At 62.6% G+C, this 14878-nt stretch carries 16 protein-coding genes and 1 pseudogene; 13 read left to right on the forward strand and 4 right to left on the reverse strand.

Annotated features, from left to right (window positions below; all coding sequences use genetic code 11):
* The 4 genes and pseudogenes from MUU54_RS15215 to MUU54_RS15230 form a co-directional block, all read left to right on the forward strand.
* Window positions 1-447: pseudogene (locus MUU54_RS15215) on the forward strand (aconitate hydratase); the annotation flags it as partial.
* A gap of 76 nt (window positions 448-523) precedes the next feature.
* On the forward strand, window positions 524-1264 hold the full coding sequence (locus MUU54_RS15220) for a TSUP family transporter (protein WP_247244878.1): 741 nt from the start codon (window positions 524-526) through the stop codon (window positions 1262-1264).
* A 170-nt stretch (window positions 1265-1434) separates the two neighbouring features.
* Window positions 1435-2184: a DUF1223 domain-containing protein gene (locus MUU54_RS15225; RefSeq protein ID WP_247244880.1), complete on the forward strand. Its 750-nt coding sequence runs from the start codon at window positions 1435-1437 to the stop codon at window positions 2182-2184.
* A gap of 257 nt (window positions 2185-2441) precedes the next feature.
* The gene (locus tag MUU54_RS15230) at window positions 2442-2828 is read left to right on the forward strand and encodes a DUF2794 domain-containing protein (RefSeq protein ID WP_247244882.1); all 387 of its coding nucleotides are present in this window, start codon (window positions 2442-2444) and stop codon (window positions 2826-2828) included.
* Here MUU54_RS15230 and MUU54_RS15235 read toward each other — a convergent pair.
* The 4 genes from MUU54_RS15235 to MUU54_RS15250 form a co-directional block, all read right to left on the reverse strand.
* Window positions 2825-3382, reverse strand: a complete 558-nt coding sequence (locus tag MUU54_RS15235; protein ID WP_247244884.1) for a GNAT family N-acetyltransferase — start codon at window positions 3380-3382, stop codon at window positions 2825-2827. The genes MUU54_RS15230 and MUU54_RS15235 overlap by 4 nt on opposite strands.
* Before the next feature lie 108 nt (window positions 3383-3490).
* Window positions 3491-4228: a Bax inhibitor-1/YccA family protein gene (locus tag MUU54_RS15240; protein WP_247244886.1), complete on the reverse strand. Its 738-nt coding sequence runs from the start codon at window positions 4226-4228 to the stop codon at window positions 3491-3493.
* 203 nt (window positions 4229-4431) lie between these two features.
* The gene (locus MUU54_RS15245; protein ID WP_247244888.1) at window positions 4432-6975 is read right to left on the reverse strand and encodes an ABC transporter permease; all 2544 of its coding nucleotides are present in this window, start codon (window positions 6973-6975) and stop codon (window positions 4432-4434) included.
* On the reverse strand, window positions 6972-7682 hold the full coding sequence (locus MUU54_RS15250; protein ID WP_247244889.1) for an ABC transporter ATP-binding protein: 711 nt from the start codon (window positions 7680-7682) through the stop codon (window positions 6972-6974). Before MUU54_RS15250 ends, MUU54_RS15245 begins: the two co-directional genes overlap by 4 nt.
* 75 nt (window positions 7683-7757) lie before the next feature.
* On the opposite strand from MUU54_RS15250, the gene MUU54_RS15255 reads away from it, so the two are divergent.
* From MUU54_RS15255 to MUU54_RS15295, 9 genes are all read left to right on the forward strand, one after another.
* Window positions 7758-8402, forward strand: a complete 645-nt coding sequence (locus MUU54_RS15255; RefSeq protein ID WP_247244890.1) for an arylesterase — start codon at window positions 7758-7760, stop codon at window positions 8400-8402.
* A 67-nt stretch (window positions 8403-8469) separates the two neighbouring features.
* Complete coding sequence (thpR, locus tag MUU54_RS15260) at window positions 8470-9057, forward strand: RNA 2',3'-cyclic phosphodiesterase (RefSeq protein WP_247244891.1); 588 nt, start codon at window positions 8470-8472, stop codon at window positions 9055-9057.
* A 13-nt stretch (window positions 9058-9070) separates the two neighbouring features.
* Window positions 9071-9376, forward strand: a complete 306-nt coding sequence (locus MUU54_RS15265) for a 4a-hydroxytetrahydrobiopterin dehydratase (RefSeq protein ID WP_247244892.1) — start codon at window positions 9071-9073, stop codon at window positions 9374-9376.
* Window positions 9377-9432: 56 nt separating this feature from the next.
* Window positions 9433-9828 carry a YkvA family protein gene (locus tag MUU54_RS15270; protein ID WP_247244893.1) on the forward strand — a complete coding sequence of 132 codons (396 nt, stop codon included), beginning with the start codon at window positions 9433-9435 and terminating at the stop codon, window positions 9826-9828.
* A gap of 263 nt (window positions 9829-10091) precedes the next feature.
* On the forward strand, window positions 10092-10595 hold the full coding sequence (locus MUU54_RS15275) for an invasion associated locus B family protein (RefSeq protein WP_247244894.1): 504 nt from the start codon (window positions 10092-10094) through the stop codon (window positions 10593-10595).
* Window positions 10596-10800: 205 nt separating this feature from the next.
* Entirely contained in the window at window positions 10801-12039 is a 1239-nt protein-coding gene (gene rlmN / locus MUU54_RS15280; RefSeq protein ID WP_247244895.1) for a dual-specificity RNA methyltransferase RlmN, read from the forward strand.
* A gap of 84 nt (window positions 12040-12123) precedes the next feature.
* On the forward strand, window positions 12124-13077 hold the full coding sequence (locus MUU54_RS15285) for an ABC transporter substrate-binding protein (protein WP_247244896.1): 954 nt from the start codon (window positions 12124-12126) through the stop codon (window positions 13075-13077).
* A 44-nt stretch (window positions 13078-13121) separates the two neighbouring features.
* On the forward strand, window positions 13122-14051 hold the full coding sequence (locus MUU54_RS15290; protein WP_376742105.1) for an ABC transporter permease: 930 nt from the start codon (window positions 13122-13124) through the stop codon (window positions 14049-14051).
* Window positions 14048-14842: an ABC transporter ATP-binding protein gene (locus tag MUU54_RS15295; RefSeq protein WP_247244898.1), complete on the forward strand. Its 795-nt coding sequence runs from the start codon at window positions 14048-14050 to the stop codon at window positions 14840-14842. Before MUU54_RS15290 ends, MUU54_RS15295 begins: the two co-directional genes overlap by 4 nt.
* The last annotated feature ends 36 nt before the right edge of the window (window positions 14843-14878 follow it).

Below are 14878 nucleotides of genomic sequence, written 5' to 3' on the forward strand. Positions count from 1 at the left end.
AAGGAAGAGATGTCGATCTACGACGCCGCCATGAAGTACAAGGAAGAAGGTGTGCCGCTGGTCATCTTCGCCGGCGTTGAATACGGCAATGGCTCTTCGCGTGACTGGGCTGCCAAGGGCACCAACCTCCTGGGCGTCAAGGCCGTGATCGCGCAGTCGTTCGAGCGCATCCACCGCTCCAACCTCGTCGGCATGGGTGTTGTGCCCTTCGTCCTGGAGGAAGGCACGACATGGGCGAGCCTCAACCTCAAGGGCGACGAGACGGTGACGATCGAAGGCCTCGAAGGCCCGATCAAGCCGCGCGAGTGGAAGAAGGCTCAGATCACCTACGGCGATGGCACGGTCAAGGAGATCAACATCCTCTGCCGCATCGATACGCTGGACGAGGTCACCTACATGAACAATGGCGGCATTCTGCAGACCGTTCTTCGCGATCTCGCTGCCTGACCTGATCCAAACACCCGCGGGCCTGGCCGGCGGGTGTTTTCATTCGCCCTTCGGCGTATCCACCTGGAGCCAATCTTTGAGTGTCGCCATCCTCTTGGGCATGGCATGCACCGTCTTCCTGACCTCGCTGCTTTCTGGCGTTTTCGGAATGGCCGGCGGCCTGATCCTGCTCTGGGTCCTGCTGTTGCTGATGCCCCTCGGGACGGCGATTGCTGTTCACGGAGTGATCCAGATGGTGGCGAACGGGTCGCGCGCCTGGTTCTCCCGCACATATATCGACTACCGCATCCTCGGCATTCTGTGCCTCGGACTTGCCATCTCGGCGGTCGTGCTGCTTTTCCTCGACTACAAGCCGAATATCATCGTTGTCTCGATTGCGATCGGACTGATGCCGATCCTCGTCTGGCTACCGGTGCAGCGGCTGCATCTCGATGCGTCGAAGCCCTCGCACGCGCTGATCTGCGGGCTGATCGCCGGAGCGCTGACTGTCGGCGTGGGCGTCTCTGGCCCGACCATCGACATCTTCTTCATCCGGGCCATGATGGACCGGCGAAAGGTGATCGCCACCAAGGCCGCCACGCAGCTGATCTCGCACGCCACGAAAGTCGTTTTCTACTGGAATGCGGCGAGCCTGCTGCCGGCGGCGGACTGGGTGGCGATCGCACTTGCGGCGCCGATCGCCATCCTAGGCACGCGGGCAGGTAACGTCATCCTGCAGCGGCTGACGGACGCCAACTTCCGCGTCTGGACGCGCTGGATCGTCACCGGGATCAGCGCCGTCTATATCGTGCAGGGCTTGCAGCAGCTGATGTTCTAGATCACGAAATTGCGTCCTGCCGATCACATCTGAGCCCGGCTCACGTCCTCACCCCATCGTGACTTCCTCTTGAGCCTCTTCGCCAGTTACTTTCCGGAACTCCCCGCATTAGCTCTTGATCCTCGCGCTCAAGCGTGGCTAACAGGCTGCAATCAAAGAGGTCCGCTTTCATGCCCCCGATCATCCGCAGAGCCATCGTTCTTGCAGCCCTGTCGCTTGCGGGAACCGCTTCCGCGGAGGACAGCACCATGCCGAAGGGGGTGGTCGAGCTTTTTACCTCACAAGGTTGCTCGTCCTGCCCGCCTGCCGATACGGCCCTCAGAGATCTGATCCGGCAGGGCGATGTGGTGGCGCTTTCCTACCACGTCGACTACTGGAATTATCTCGGCTGGACCGACACTCTGAGCTCCAAGGAAAACACCGACCGGCAGTATGGCTACGCCCAGTCTCTCGGCCGTAGCGGCGTCTATACGCCGCAGGCGGTGATCAATGGGCGCGACCACGTCAAGGGCGCCGAGCTTGGTCTGATCAACACGAAACTTGCCGCTCTGGACAAAGCCGGGAAAGGGCTGACCGTCCCGGTTAAGGCCCGTATGCACGGCAAGGAGATCGAAATCGAGATCAGCGCGGGCAAGGGCGAAGCAGAGGTCATTGTCGCCTATTTCACCAAGCGTCAGCAGGTCGAGGTGGACAAGGGCGAGAATGCCGGGAAGCTGATGGAATACTGGCACAGCGTCTACGACGTGCAGTCGATCGGCATCTGGGACGGAAAGCCGCTGAAGCTGACGATCCCGGGCAAGTTCATGGGCAAGGCCAAGAAGGACGGGTGTGCCGTGCTGCTGCAGACATCGGGGCCGGGTGGTGAGCCGGCGGCCATTCTCGGCGCCGCGGTGCTGATGGCGGGTCGCCCGAAGCGCTGAGGCAGCGTGCAGGCAGATCCGGCCCGGAAGCATCGGGGGGCTGGGGGTAAGGGTCAATGCGCCCGGACCGGATCATGAAGGGCACCGAATAGGGGCCGATCAACATTCGCGACTTTCACGTTCGATTTCGGCAGTGTTTTGTTCGAAATGGGGCGAGAATAAAAACGCGTCCCGAATGGTGCTCCCGATCTTCAAGGTTGCATTTTGCCCATGCTGAGGCAGACTGTCATGCCACTGACATCATCGACGGAGCTGTGATGACGGATCAACCGGATTTTCCTGGAAGCCAGAGCAACCGGGACAACGTGGTTGTCAGCCTCACCGAATACCGACAAAACAAGGATCCCGCTCCGGTCATGTTCCACCGGCGTGAGCTGGACGCGATCTTGCGGATCTATGGGCGCATGGTCGGCGAGGGCGAGTGGAAGGACTACGCGATCGACCAGCTGAAGGACCGAGCGGTCTTTTCGGTCTTCAAGCGATCCGGCGAGATGCCGCTTTACCGCATCGAGAAGATCCCCAAGCTTGCCGCCAAGCAGGGCGCCTATTCGGTCTCCAACACGCATGGCATGATCCTCAAGCGCGGCCATGAGCTGCCGCAGGTGCTGAAGGTCTTTGACAAGGCGCTGAAGCTGATTGACTAGGGTGCGTAGAGCGTGGCCGGATAACTTTGCTGGTCCGGTTCGGATGCCGTGCCTTCTCCGAGGGCGATCTGCATCAGTACCGTGTCGAGCCAGCGGCCGTGCTTGAAGCCGGTGCCCTTGAGGGTGCCGGAGAATTCGAAGCCGAGCGCTCGATGGAGTGCGATGGAGGCGGGGCTCGCGCCGCCGATGACGGCGATCATCTGGCGAAAGCCGAGGTCTTGGGAGCGGCGCAGGAGTTCTGCCAACAGCGCCCTGCCGATCCCCTTCCCGCGCGCCGCTGGCGCAAGATAGATCGAATCTTCCACCAGCCATCGATAAGCCGGCCTAGTCCGGAAGGCGGATGCGTAGGCGTAGCCGAGCAGAATGCCTTCGGCATCCTCGGCCACGACGTAGGGATATCCCTTGGCCGTGATGGCGGCGAAGCGTTCACCCATCTCCGCCTCGTCTGGGGGTGAGAGTTCATAGCTTGCAGTGCCGTGGAGCACGCTGTCGGCATAGATGGCGGTGATTGTAGCAAGATCGGCGGGGCGGGCGGCGCGGAGGGAAACGTGCATGGGAAGGCGTCTGGTTGCGGTTGGCGAAGCCTAGTCCGCGCCTTGAGCTCCGGCAACAAAAAAGGCGGAGCCGAAGCCCCGCCTTTTGGATCAAGAGATCTGCTACGGTTACTCGTTGCGGTTGCCCATGAACTGCAGGAGGAACATGAACAGGTTGATAAAGTCGAGGTAGAGGGTGAGGGCACCCATGATGGCCTTGCGGCCAGCAATCACGGCTTCATCGCCTTCCCAGTACATTTCCTTGATCTTCTGCGTATCGTAGGCGGTGAGGCCAGCAAAGATCAGCACGCCGATCACGGAGATGGCGAAGCCCATCGCGGATGACTGCAGGAAGATGTTGACGATCGACGCGATGATCAGGCCGAAAAGACCCATGATCAGGAACGTGCCGAAGCCGGACAGGTCCTTCTTCGTCGTGTAGCCGTAGAGCGAGAGCGCGCCAAAGGAGGCGGCCGTCACGAAGAACGTCTGCACGATGCTCTGCCCGGTGAACACGATGAAGATCGAGGACAGGGAGAGGCCCATCAGGGCGGCATAGACCCAGAAGGTCGTCTGCGCGGCCGAGACGCTCATCTTGTTAATACGGAAGCTCAGGAAGAAGACCATGCCGAGCGGTGCGAGCATGATCACCCAACGGAGCGGGGATGCGAACAGAAGGTTCGCGAAGGCCGGGTTGGAAACCGCCAGAGCGTAGGTGCCGTAAGCAGCGACGCCGGTGATTGCCAAGCCGAGTGCCATAAGGTTGTAAACCTTGAGCATGTAGGCGCGAAGGCCCTCGTCAATCATCGCGCCCGTCTGCGCGCGGTTTTGCGCCATACGGTTCTGGTAGTTGTGTAGGTCAGCCATTGTATCCTCATTAAGCTCCGTAATTGGTACGGTGTCGGGAGCGAGATCCCAGGCGCCGCTGCGGAGCTCCAGCAAGCCTGCTTGAAATATGATGTGATATCGCGCGCCGTACAAGTGTCCGGCACCGCAAATGCGACGATTCGACAAGGCCTCTACGCCTTCAGGTGGCTATTCTGACGCGGATGTGATCACGCCGCCGCTGTTCAAAGTTCCCGCAGCACCGGCGCCGCCTTCTGCCCGAGGATGCGCCAGGTGCCGATCAGGCCGATCCCGACCGTCAGGACCAGTGCCGCCACGATCGTCATCGCCGCGACATCGGGCAGGAAGACCGACTGCAGGTTCATGATCCGGCTCACGATATACCAGGCTGATATGCCGCCGGCGGCAAGCGCGAAGACGGCGGTTGCCGCACCAAGGATCACGTACTCGTAGCTGAAGGCCCGGATCAGGAGGCTGCGCGTGCCGCCCAGGGTCTTCAGGATCACGGCGTCATGGGTTCTGGCACGGTTGCCCGCCGCCAGTGCACCGGAGAGCACCAGTACCGACGCCACCAGCGCCACCGCAGCTGCGGCGCGAATGGCGGTCGCCAGCTGGCCCATCAACCGGTCGACGATGTCGATCGCGTCCTTGACCCTGACGCTGGTGATGGTCGGGTAGGCGTTCGTCACGTCACGTAGGATGGTTGCCTCCTCGGCGGTCGACGCAGCCGGATCGCTGAGCGTTGCCAGCCAGGCATGGGGGGCGCCGCGGAAGGTGTTGGGGGAAAACACCATGACGAAGTTGATGGAAAGCGATTCCCACTCCACCTGCCGGAAGTTGGCGATGCGGGCCGTGATGTTTCGGCCGAGTACGTTGACGGTGACGGTGTCCCCGAGCTCCAGGCCAAGTTCGCCGCCCTCTTCCGCCGAGAAAGAAACCAGAGGTTCGCCCTCGTAATCGGCCGCCCACCAGTCACCTTTGGTCAAGCTCGAATTCTCCGGCAAGGTCTCCTCGTAGGTGATGCCGCGGTCGCCGCGCAGCACCCAGCGGCCGCCGGGCGGCACTTCCATCCGACTTACATCCTCGCCGTTCAGGGCGGTGATCCGGCCACGCAACATCGGGACTTGGTTGATCGTGCCGTCGGGGGAATGGCGGCGGAGAATGTCGAGGAAGCCGTCGCGCTCGCTGCTCTGGATGTCGACGAAGAAGAAGTTCGGTGCCTGCTCGGCCATGCGGCCGGTCAGCTGGCGACGCAGGTTGCCGTCGATCAGCGCGAGCGTCACCAGAAGGGCAAGGCCGAGCCCGAGCGACAGAACGACGGACGGCGTGAGGGCACCCGGGCGATGGATGTTGCCGATCGCCAACCGCAGAGCTGGCGAATGGACCCGAGGGCTGCGACGCGCCAATGCGGCGATACCCCAGGCGACGAGGCGCAGGAGAAGGAAGGCGAAAGCAACGGCGCCAAGGAAGATGCTGGCGACGAAGCTATCTTCGGCCGTGAGAATGGCGATCGCTGCAAGGGCTGCAAGGGCAGCTGCGGCGGCCAGTTGATAGGGCCAGGACGGCAGTCCGCTGCCTTCGAAGCTCTGCTCGCGGAACAGCGCTGTCGCTGGCACCTCACGTGAATGGCCGAGTGGGAGGATGGAGAAGGCGAAGGTGATCAGAAGGCCGAACAGCGCCGCGGTGGCAAGCGCTCCGGGATAGAAGGCGATCTCGCGCGGGACCGGAAGCACGCCTTCCAGGAAGCGGATGGCGACGAAGGGCGCAATGGTCCCGATCACCAAGCCGATCAGGATGCCGACGGCTGCAAGAAGCAGGATCTGGATCAGGTAGATCGTGGTGACGGTTCCGGCGGGCGCGCCGAGGCACTTGAAGGTCGCGATCGTGGTCCGCTTGGTATCGAGATACGCGCGCACGGCATTGGCAACACCGACACCGCCGACGATCAGGGCGGTCAGCCCTACCAGGGTCAAGAACTGCGAGAAACGCTCGACATTCTCGGTGAGTGACGGTGCTGCGCGATCGCTGGTGCGGATCGACCATCCGGCATTCGGAAATTCCGATGCCGCGCGCGCCTGTATGGCCGCCGGCTGCTGTGCCCCCTCTAGCCTGATCTTGTAGCCATGCTCCACGAGGCTTCCGGTTTGAACCAGTCCGGTTGCGGCCAGCGCTTCGCGGCTCATGAGCAGTCGCGGCGCGAAGCCGAAGCCCTCCGAAGCCAGGTCCGGCTCGGATGCGACGGCGCCCGTCAGCCGCAGGCGCGCGTTTCCGACCAGGACTTCGTCACCCAGCACTATGCCCAGCCGGTCGAGAAGCAGCGGTGCCGCGACGGCACCGAAGACATCGCCATCCGGCCTCAGGAGATCATCGAGTGGCCGGTCCGGGTCTGCTTCGAACATGCCGTATAGCGGATAAGCATCATCCACCGCCTTGATCTCGACGAGCCCCTGTTCGGAGCCGTCAGCGACGCGCGCCATGGAGCGTAGGCTCGTGGAAATGGAGACGTCCCCGAGGCTCTTTAGGAAAACCATTTCTTCTGCAGTCGCTTCGCGATTGTCGAGCTCGAAGCGCATGTCGCCGGCCAAGATCTCCTGACCCTGGCTGGCGATTGCGCCCGTGATCGCTCTCGACACCGAATTGACCGCCGCGATGGCACCGGTCCCGAGGGCGATGCAGGCCAGGAAAATGTAGAAGCCCGACAAGCCGCCACGCATTTCGCGCAGCGCGAGCTTCCAGCAGATCGCAAGGCGCGAGCCGCCCCACCTCATGCCCGGACCGCCTCGCGGGAGGTAGCCTCAGCTGGCTCGCTGGCGATTTCGCCCGAACGAACGCGAATCTGCCGCGAGCAGCGGGCAGCCAGCGAATTGTCATGCGTGACGAGCAGCATCGTCATACCGCGCTCGGCCTGCTTGGCGAACAGAAGATCGGCGATCTGGCGGCCCGTTTCCGTATCGAGATTACCGGTCGGTTCGTCGGCGATCAACACGAGCGGGGACGGGGCGAGCGCACGGGCGATCGCCACCCTCTGTTGCTCGCCGCCCGAGAGCTGGCCAGGATAATGGTTGAGCCGCTCGCCGAGCCCCACCGCAACAAGCTCCTGGCGGGCGAGGTCGAACGCATTCGGCACGTTTGCCAGCTCAAGCGGCACGGCGACGTTTTCAAGCGCCGTCATGTTGGCAATGAGGTGGAAGGACTGAAAGACGATTCCAATGTTGCGGCCGCGGAAGTCCGCAAGCGCGTCCTCGGAGAAACTATGCAGCGGCTGGCCGGCGATATGAATTTCGCCGGCGTCCAGCCGCTCCAAGCCCGCCAGAACCATGAGCAAGGTTGATTTGCCGGATCCGGAGGGGCCGACGATGCCGACCGCTTCGCCCTTGGCGACCTGGAGATCGATCTGCTTGAGAACGTGGACGGAAGCCGCAGCGCTTCCAAGGGTGAGATCCGCCTGCTTCAGCTCGATGATGTTTTCAGTCAAACGAAAGCTTCCTATATTGGCTTGAACGCAAGGAGCGAGGCCGCATGCGGCAGCGCAAGATCTAGGAAGCAAGCCTTGAGATTTAAAGCAATCCTCCTTCACGTCCTCGTCATGACAAGCCTCCTCACCGCTCCCGCCACGGCTCAGCAAGAGGAAATCCAGCTGGTCGGCTTCGGCGACAGCCTGATGGCGGGCTATCAGCTCGACCCCAACCAGTCCTATCCGGCGCAGCTGGAGGCGGCGCTGAAGGCGAAGGGCTACAACGTGACCGTTGCCAATGCGGGTGTTTCGGGAGACACGACCTCCGCGGGGCTTTCCCGTGTCGACTGGTCGGTGCCGGACGGGGCGGGTGGGGTCATCCTCGAGCTCGGCGCCAACGATGCGCTGCGCGGCGTGCCGCCTGAGCAGACAGAGAAGAACCTCGACGCGATCATCAGCCGCCTGAACGAGCGTGGGATCCCGGTGCTGCTCGTCGGCATGATGGCGCCGCCCAACATGGGAAGCCAGTATTCAACGCGCTATAACAACATCTATCCGCGGTTAGCGAAAAAGTACGACCTTCCGCTCTATCCGTTCTTCCTCGATGGCGTCGTCACGGTGGCGGGGACGCAGCTGGAGGATGGCATGCATCCCAACGCCCGCGGCGTCGGCGTTATGGTTGAGCGATCGCTGCCGGCGGTGGAGCGCTTTATCGGGGAGATCCGGGAGACGACGAAATAACCGCTTGCGCGGAACCGGCACCCATGATTCGCTGTTAGCAATCGCGAGAGATTCGAGGAGGTTCGCAATGCCGAGACTTTTCACCGCCCTCGAAGTTCCGCGCAATGTCGCCATGAGCCTCTCCCTCTTGCGGGGTGGACTGCCGGGCGCGCGATGGATCGACGTCGAAAACTACCACATCACCCTGCGCTTCATCGGCGACGTCGACGGCCGCACCGCAGACGAGATCGTCGAGCGGCTGGATCGCATCGAGAGGCCGGAATTCCAGATCAGCCTCAATGGCATCGGCTCGTTCGGCTCAAAGAAGCCGCACTCGATCTGGGCGGGCGTTTCTCCGTCTCAGGAAATGTCGGCCTTGCAGGCGGAGATAGAGCGCATCTGCCAGCGCATCGGCCTTCCGGCGGATCCTCGCAAGTTCATGCCACATGTCTCGCTGGCACGGCTCAAGGCCTGTCGCCTGGACGACGTGGTTCGTTACCTTTCCGGCCGCGGCGATTTCCACACCCTTCCCTTCAAGGTTTCCCGCTTCGTCCTGATGTCCTCCAAGGAATCCGTCGGAGGAGGACCCTACCTCACGGAAGAGGGCTTCCCGTTGATGGAGGTTGGTGCCGGCACCAACAGATCCTCGGTCGAGCCGATGAAAAGCTACGTCTGAGGGGGAGAGCGGCATGACCTATGAACGGGTCGCTGCCGAAGATATCGACCAAGTTCTGGCAGAGCTTCCGGGCTGGGAGTTGCGCCAGGATGGCAAGGCAATCACGAAAACGTTCAAGTTCCGCAACTTCGTCCAGGCGTTCGGCTTTATGACCGAGTCCGCCCTTGCGGCAGAGCGGCTGAACCACCATCCCGAATGGTTCAACGTCTACAACCGCGTTGACGTCACGCTCACTACGCACGCCGTTTCCGCTCTCACCAGCCACGACCTCAAGCTTGCTAAAGCCATCGATCGCGCCGCTCGCAGCCGCAGCAATTGAAGTCTCGCCGCTTGCGCCCCAAATTGGTGGACGGTTCTAGGGATGAGGAATGCTTGATGGACGACGTGAAGATCGGCGAGATCCTGCTGCCGGGGGACGAGGAAACGCAGGACCGGCGCGAGAAGCAGGTCCGGGCGAAGTTCTGGCCGAAGCTGAAGCGGGTGGCCAGCTACATTCCCTTCAGCCGCGACCTCGTGGCCGCCTATTACTGTGCAATGGACCCGAAGACGCCAACGCGCGTCAGGGGCGTGCTGCTTGCTGCGCTTGCCTATTTCGTCCTGCCATTCGATCTGCTTCCGGACGTGTTCGCCTTCGTGGGCTTCAGCGATGACATTGCCGTGCTTGCGGCAGCGCTCAGGATAATCCAGGGGCATATTTCCGACCGTCATTACCAGGCGGCCGACACGGCGCTTGCCGCCGACGAAGACTTGGATGCAGCCAAGAAAACCTAGTTGTTCAACCGGTTGAGGTTTCTGTGCGGGCGTGGCTACCGGCGTCGCGGACAAACTGTTGCCCTAATCGCCATGTCAGTGAAACCCGACGAGCAGTTCCTCGGCCGCAGTCAGTGGATCCGGGGCATCCTGAGACCTATCGACCTCAAAATGCCTCGCCGTTGACGGTTTGGTAACCGCAATTAAGTCAAATTAAACCGAATCGTGATGATGCCTGACCAGGCTTGCCTTTTTGGCGTAGAGTAGAGAAGCGGCAGGAGACCATGTCTGTAAAAACCGTAGCAACCGCATTGGCATTCGTGCTGGCAGCCGCCAGCGCCGCATCCGCCCAGTCGCCGACGCGCATCCAGCAGTTCAAGGCCTGGGGCGCCTATTCCTACCAGTCCCCCAATGGCACTGTCTGCTATGTGCTGTCCGTGCCGACGGCCAAGGAGCCGGCGAACGTCGACCATGGCGATATCTTCTTCATCGTGTCGCAGCGCCCGGGACAGAACATCTCCTACGAACCGCAGGCAATGATGGGCTACCCGCTGCAGTCGAACTCCAAGGTCAACGTCACAATCGACGGCAAGACCTTCGTGATGTTCACCAAGGACAAGGCCGCCTGGGTTGAGAATGCTGCAGAAGAGCCGGCACTGGTCGCTGCCATGAAGGGCGGCTCGGAAATGACCGTCAAAGCGACCTCCGGTCGCGGTACGAGCACCTCCTACGCCTATTCGCTGTCCGGCATCTCGGCTGCGCTGAAGCAGATCGAGTCCTGCAAGTAGGCACGCCTCAGCCGAATTTCGAAAGGCCGGTCTTGCGACCGGCCTTTCCTGCGTCTTGACGAGTAGTGACGCAGCGCCGATTTGATGCTATGTGCGGCGCCAAAGATCGGCCGGCCTTGAGCGCCGGCATGACAAACTTCAAGCAAAACATGCCCCGACCAGCCCTCCGCCGCGGCGGGCGCATGCGTTCGAACAGGACAAGGTGATGCCCGTTTCTGAAGCCGTTCTCGATCCTGCGGTCAAGGCGCCGCTCGTCGCGCGACCCGAACCTCTCGGCGTCAAGCCGTCGCTGATCGGGCTGACGCGCGAGCAGATGGCCGAGGCGCTGAAGGAAAAAGGCGTGCCGGAAAAGCAGGTCCGCATGCGGGTCAGCCAGCTGTGGCACTGGCTCTACATCCGCGGCGTCTCCGACTTCGACGCGATGACGAATGTCGCCAAGGACATGCGGCAGATGCTCAAGGAGCATTTCACCATTGCCCGTCCCGAGGTGGTGGAGGAGCAGATCTCCAGTGACGGCACCCGCAAGTGGCTGCTGCGCTTTCCGCCGCGTGGCGCCGGTCGGCCGGTCGAGGTGGAGACGGTTTACATTCCCGAAGAAGGCCGCGGCACCCTTTGTATTTCCAGCCAGGTCGGCTGTTCGCTCACCTGTTCCTTCTGCCACACAGGGACCCAGCGTCTTGTGCGCAATCTGACAGCGGAGGAGATTCTGGCGCAGCTGCTTTTGGCGCGCGACAGGCTCGGCGACTTCCCAGACCGGGACGTGCCGCAGGGGGCGATGATCCCCTCGAGCGACCGCAAGGTCACCAACATCGTGATGATGGGGATGGGCGAGCCGCTCTATAATTTCGAAGCGGTGAAGACGGCGCTGTTGATCGCGACGGACGGGGATGGGCTTTCGCTCTCGAAGCGCCGCGTGACCCTCTCTACCTCCGGCGTCGTGCCGGAAATCTACCGCACCGGCGAGGAGATCGGCGTGATGCTGGCGATCTCGCTGCATGCGGTGCGCGACGAGCTGCGCGACATGCTGGTGCCGATCAACAAGAAGTACCCGCTGAAGGAGCTGATCGAGGCCTGCCGTGCCTATCCAGGCCTTTCGAATGCGCGCCGTATCACCTTCGAATACGTGATGCTGAAGGACGTCAACGACAGCCTAGAGGACGCCAAGGAGCTAGTGAAGGTCCTGAAGGGCGTGCCGGCAAAGATCAACCTGATCCCGTTCAACCCGTGGCCCGGCACCAACTACCAGTGCTCCGACTGGGCGACGATCGAGAAGTTCGCCGACTTCATCAACCAGTCAGGCTACGCCTCGCCGATCCGTACGCCGCGCGGCCGCGACATTCTGGCGGCCTGCGGACAGCTGAAGTCGGAGTCGGAACGGATGCGCAAGACCGAGCGGCTCGCCTTCGAGGCGATGATGATCGCGGGCCACGGCGAGGACGACTGATCGGCGGCGGATACAGAGATTCTGTTGATCTCTTTCGTCCGGGTCCATAAGAAGCGCGTGAGACACCATCATCTGGAGGAGATCATGCGCGCTTTCATTCTCGCTCTTGCGGCGGCGACCATCATGCTGCAGCCGGCAAAGGCCCAGGAGGCAACGGTTGCGGTGACGGCGATCGTCGAGCATCCTGCGCTCGACGCCGTCCGTGACGGCATCAAGGAAAAGCTTGCCGAAGCCGGATACAAGGAAGGAGAAAACCTAACCTTCCTGTACGAATCCGCTCAAGGCAATCCCGGCACGGCGGCGCAGATCGCGCGCCAGTTCGTCGGCGAGGAGCCGACAGTGATCGTGCCCATCTCCACGCCCTCTGCGCAGGCGGTCGTTTCTGCGACGCGCGACATTCCTGTGGTCTTCACGGCCGTCTCCGATCCCGTTGGCGGGCAGCTGGTCAAGGACATGAAGGCGCCGGGCGGAAACGTCACGGGCATTTCCGACATGTCGCCGGTTGCCGACCATGTGGCGCTGATCAAGGAGATCACGCCGGAGGCAAAGTCCATCGGCTTCATCTACAACACGGCGGAAGCCAATTCGGTGTCGACGCTCGCCGCTCTCAAGGAAGAAGCCGCGAAAGCGGGCCTGGAGGTCATCGAGTCGGTTGCGACGAAGTCCGCCGAGGTCCAGGGTGCCGCCCGCGCGCTCGTCGGACGCGCCGATGTCATCTACATCCCCACCGACAACACCATCGTGTCTGCCTTCGAGGCGGCTGTGGGCGTGGCAGAGGAAGCCAAGCTGCCGCTTTACGCCGGGGACACGGATTCGGTTGCGCGCGGCGCGGTGGCCGCACTCGGCTTCAACTATTTCGACGTCGGCAACCAGACGGGCGAGGTCGTGGTGCGGGTGCTGAAGGGTGAGGCACCGGGCGACATCCCCGTTTCCGTCGCCACCGGCACCGACCTCTTGATCAACAAGTCGGCAGCCGAGAAGATGGGCGTGACTTTCCCGGAATCGGTGCTGTCGCGGGCGACCCGCGTCGTCGAGTAACAGAACCTAAGCAGCTGGATGCCTGACGTAGCGGGCGCCGAGCTATGAAGGCCAGCCGCCCTTTGCGGCGGTCAGAGGGGAGAGCAAAGGTGCTCAGTCAAATCGCCTTCTGGGGCGCGGTCGAGCTCGGTCTCGTTTTTGCGTTCGTCGCCGTCGGCGTCTTTCTCGCCTTCCGCGTGCTCGACTTCCCCGACCTGACGGTGGACGGCTCGTTCCCGCTCGGCGCAGCGGTCACGGCCGTCCTGATTACCAGTGGCGTCAATGCCTGGCTGGCAGCGGCGGTCGCCATGCTGGCGGGCGGCGGGGCGGGCCTCGTGACCGCCTTTCTCAATGTGCGGTTCCGGATACTCAACCTGCTCGCGTCCATCCTGACGATGATCGCGCTGTTTTCGGTGAACCTCAGGGTGATGGGCAAGCCGAACGTCGCGCTGATAAACGCCGACACGATGCTGAGCCCCTTTTTCGGCTTGGGCCTGCGGGAAGTCTATGTCCGCCCGCTCTTCGTCGGCGTGCTCGTGATCCTCGCGGTCGTCTTCGTCTGGCGGTTCCTGGAGAGCGATGCGGGCCTCGCCATGCGCGCCACGGGCGCCAATCCGCGCATGGCGCGGGCGCAGGGGGTCGACACGCGCTGGCAGATCTATCTGGGACTGGCGCTGTCGAACGCGCTGGTGGCGCTTGGCGGCGCGCTGTTCGCGCAGACGAACGGTTTTGCCGACGTGACTTCGGGCGTCGGCACGATTGTGGTCGGCCTTGCGGCCGTTATCATTGGCGAGACGCTGTTCGGCGCGCGCGGCATCCTGCTGGCGCTGATCGGCTGCGTCGTCGGCTCCATTCTTTATCGCGTTGCGATCCAGGTCGCTTTGTCGACGGACGTGTTGGGACTGAAGGCTTCGGACCTCAACCTCGTGACGGCGGTCCTGGTTGCGGTGGCGCTCGTCCTGCCGCGCCTGCGCCGTGGAGGAGCGACGTCTTGATCAATCTGAAGAACATCCACGTCACCTTTGGCAGAGGAACGCCGCTTCAGAAGGAGGCGCTCAAGGGCGTCGAACTCACGATCGAAGAGGGCTCCTTCGTTACCGTGATCGGCTCCAATGGAGCCGGCAAATCGACACTCCTTGGCGTTCTGGCAGGCGACGTGTTGCCGACGGAAGGGCAGGTGACGATCGGGACGGCTGACGTGACCCGCAAGCCGACGGCGGCGCGAGCGGGCCTCGTGGCGCGCGTCTTCCAGGATCCGCTGACCGGAAGCTGTGGAGCACTATCGATCGAAGAGAACCTGGCGCTGGCGGCGAGGCGCGGCGAAAGGCGCGGGCTTGCAGCCGCACTCGGGCTGCAGCGGCGCGCGCTGTTTCGCGACCGCATTGCAGAACTCAACCTTGGCCTCGAGAACCGGATGAAGGACCGCATGGACCTGCTCTCCGGTGGACAGCGGCAGGCGGTTTCGCTGGTGATGGCGACGCTGGCGGGGTCGGAGGTGCTGCTGCTCGACGAGCACACGGCGGCACTCGATCCCGGCATGGCGGAATTCATCATGAAGCTCACTCAGCGCGTCGTTTCCGAGCGGAAGCTGACGACGCTGATGGTGACCCACTCCATGCGCCAGGCGCTCGATTTCGGCCATCGCACGATCATGCTGCATGGCGGCGAGATCGTGCTCGATGTGAGCGGCGACAACCGCAAGGATCTTCAGGTCGAGGATCTCATCGCGATGTTCCGGAAGATGCGCGGCGAGACGCTGGACGATGACGCGCTTCTGATCGGCTGAGTGCCTGAGGCATCGCGTGCCTTTTTCTGGAGAAGA

This window comes from Pseudorhizobium tarimense (genome assembly GCF_022968135.1).
GTDB lineage: Bacteria > Pseudomonadota > Alphaproteobacteria > Rhizobiales > Rhizobiaceae > Neorhizobium > Neorhizobium tarimense.

Excerpts from the sequence above, each read along its gene's own strand:
- MUU54_RS15290 (WP_376742105.1), top strand. The coding sequence starts at position 13,122 with ATGAAGGCCAGCCGCCCTTTGCGGCGGTCAGAGGGGAGAGCAAAGGTG.
- MUU54_RS15265 (WP_247244892.1), top strand. The coding sequence starts at position 9,071 with ATGACCTATGAACGGGTCGCTGCCGAAGATATCGACCAAGTTCTGGCA.
- MUU54_RS15240 (WP_247244886.1), bottom strand. The coding sequence starts at position 4,228 with ATGGCTGACCTACACAACTACCAGAACCGTATGGCGCAAAACCGCGCG.
- MUU54_RS15245 (WP_247244888.1), bottom strand. The coding sequence starts at position 6,975 with ATGAGGTGGGGCGGCTCGCGCCTTGCGATCTGCTGGAAGCTCGCGCTG.
- MUU54_RS15225 (WP_247244880.1), top strand. The coding sequence starts at position 1,435 with ATGCCCCCGATCATCCGCAGAGCCATCGTTCTTGCAGCCCTGTCGCTT.
- MUU54_RS15230 (WP_247244882.1), top strand. The coding sequence starts at position 2,442 with ATGACGGATCAACCGGATTTTCCTGGAAGCCAGAGCAACCGGGACAAC.
- rlmN (WP_247244895.1), top strand. The coding sequence starts at position 10,801 with ATGCCCGTTTCTGAAGCCGTTCTCGATCCTGCGGTCAAGGCGCCGCTC.
- thpR (WP_247244891.1), top strand. The coding sequence starts at position 8,470 with ATGCCGAGACTTTTCACCGCCCTCGAAGTTCCGCGCAATGTCGCCATG.
- MUU54_RS15285 (WP_247244896.1), top strand. The coding sequence starts at position 12,124 with ATGCGCGCTTTCATTCTCGCTCTTGCGGCGGCGACCATCATGCTGCAG.
- MUU54_RS15235 (WP_247244884.1), bottom strand. The coding sequence starts at position 3,382 with ATGCACGTTTCCCTCCGCGCCGCCCGCCCCGCCGATCTTGCTACAATC.
- MUU54_RS15270 (WP_247244893.1), top strand. The coding sequence starts at position 9,433 with ATGGACGACGTGAAGATCGGCGAGATCCTGCTGCCGGGGGACGAGGAA.
- MUU54_RS15275 (WP_247244894.1), top strand. The coding sequence starts at position 10,092 with ATGTCTGTAAAAACCGTAGCAACCGCATTGGCATTCGTGCTGGCAGCC.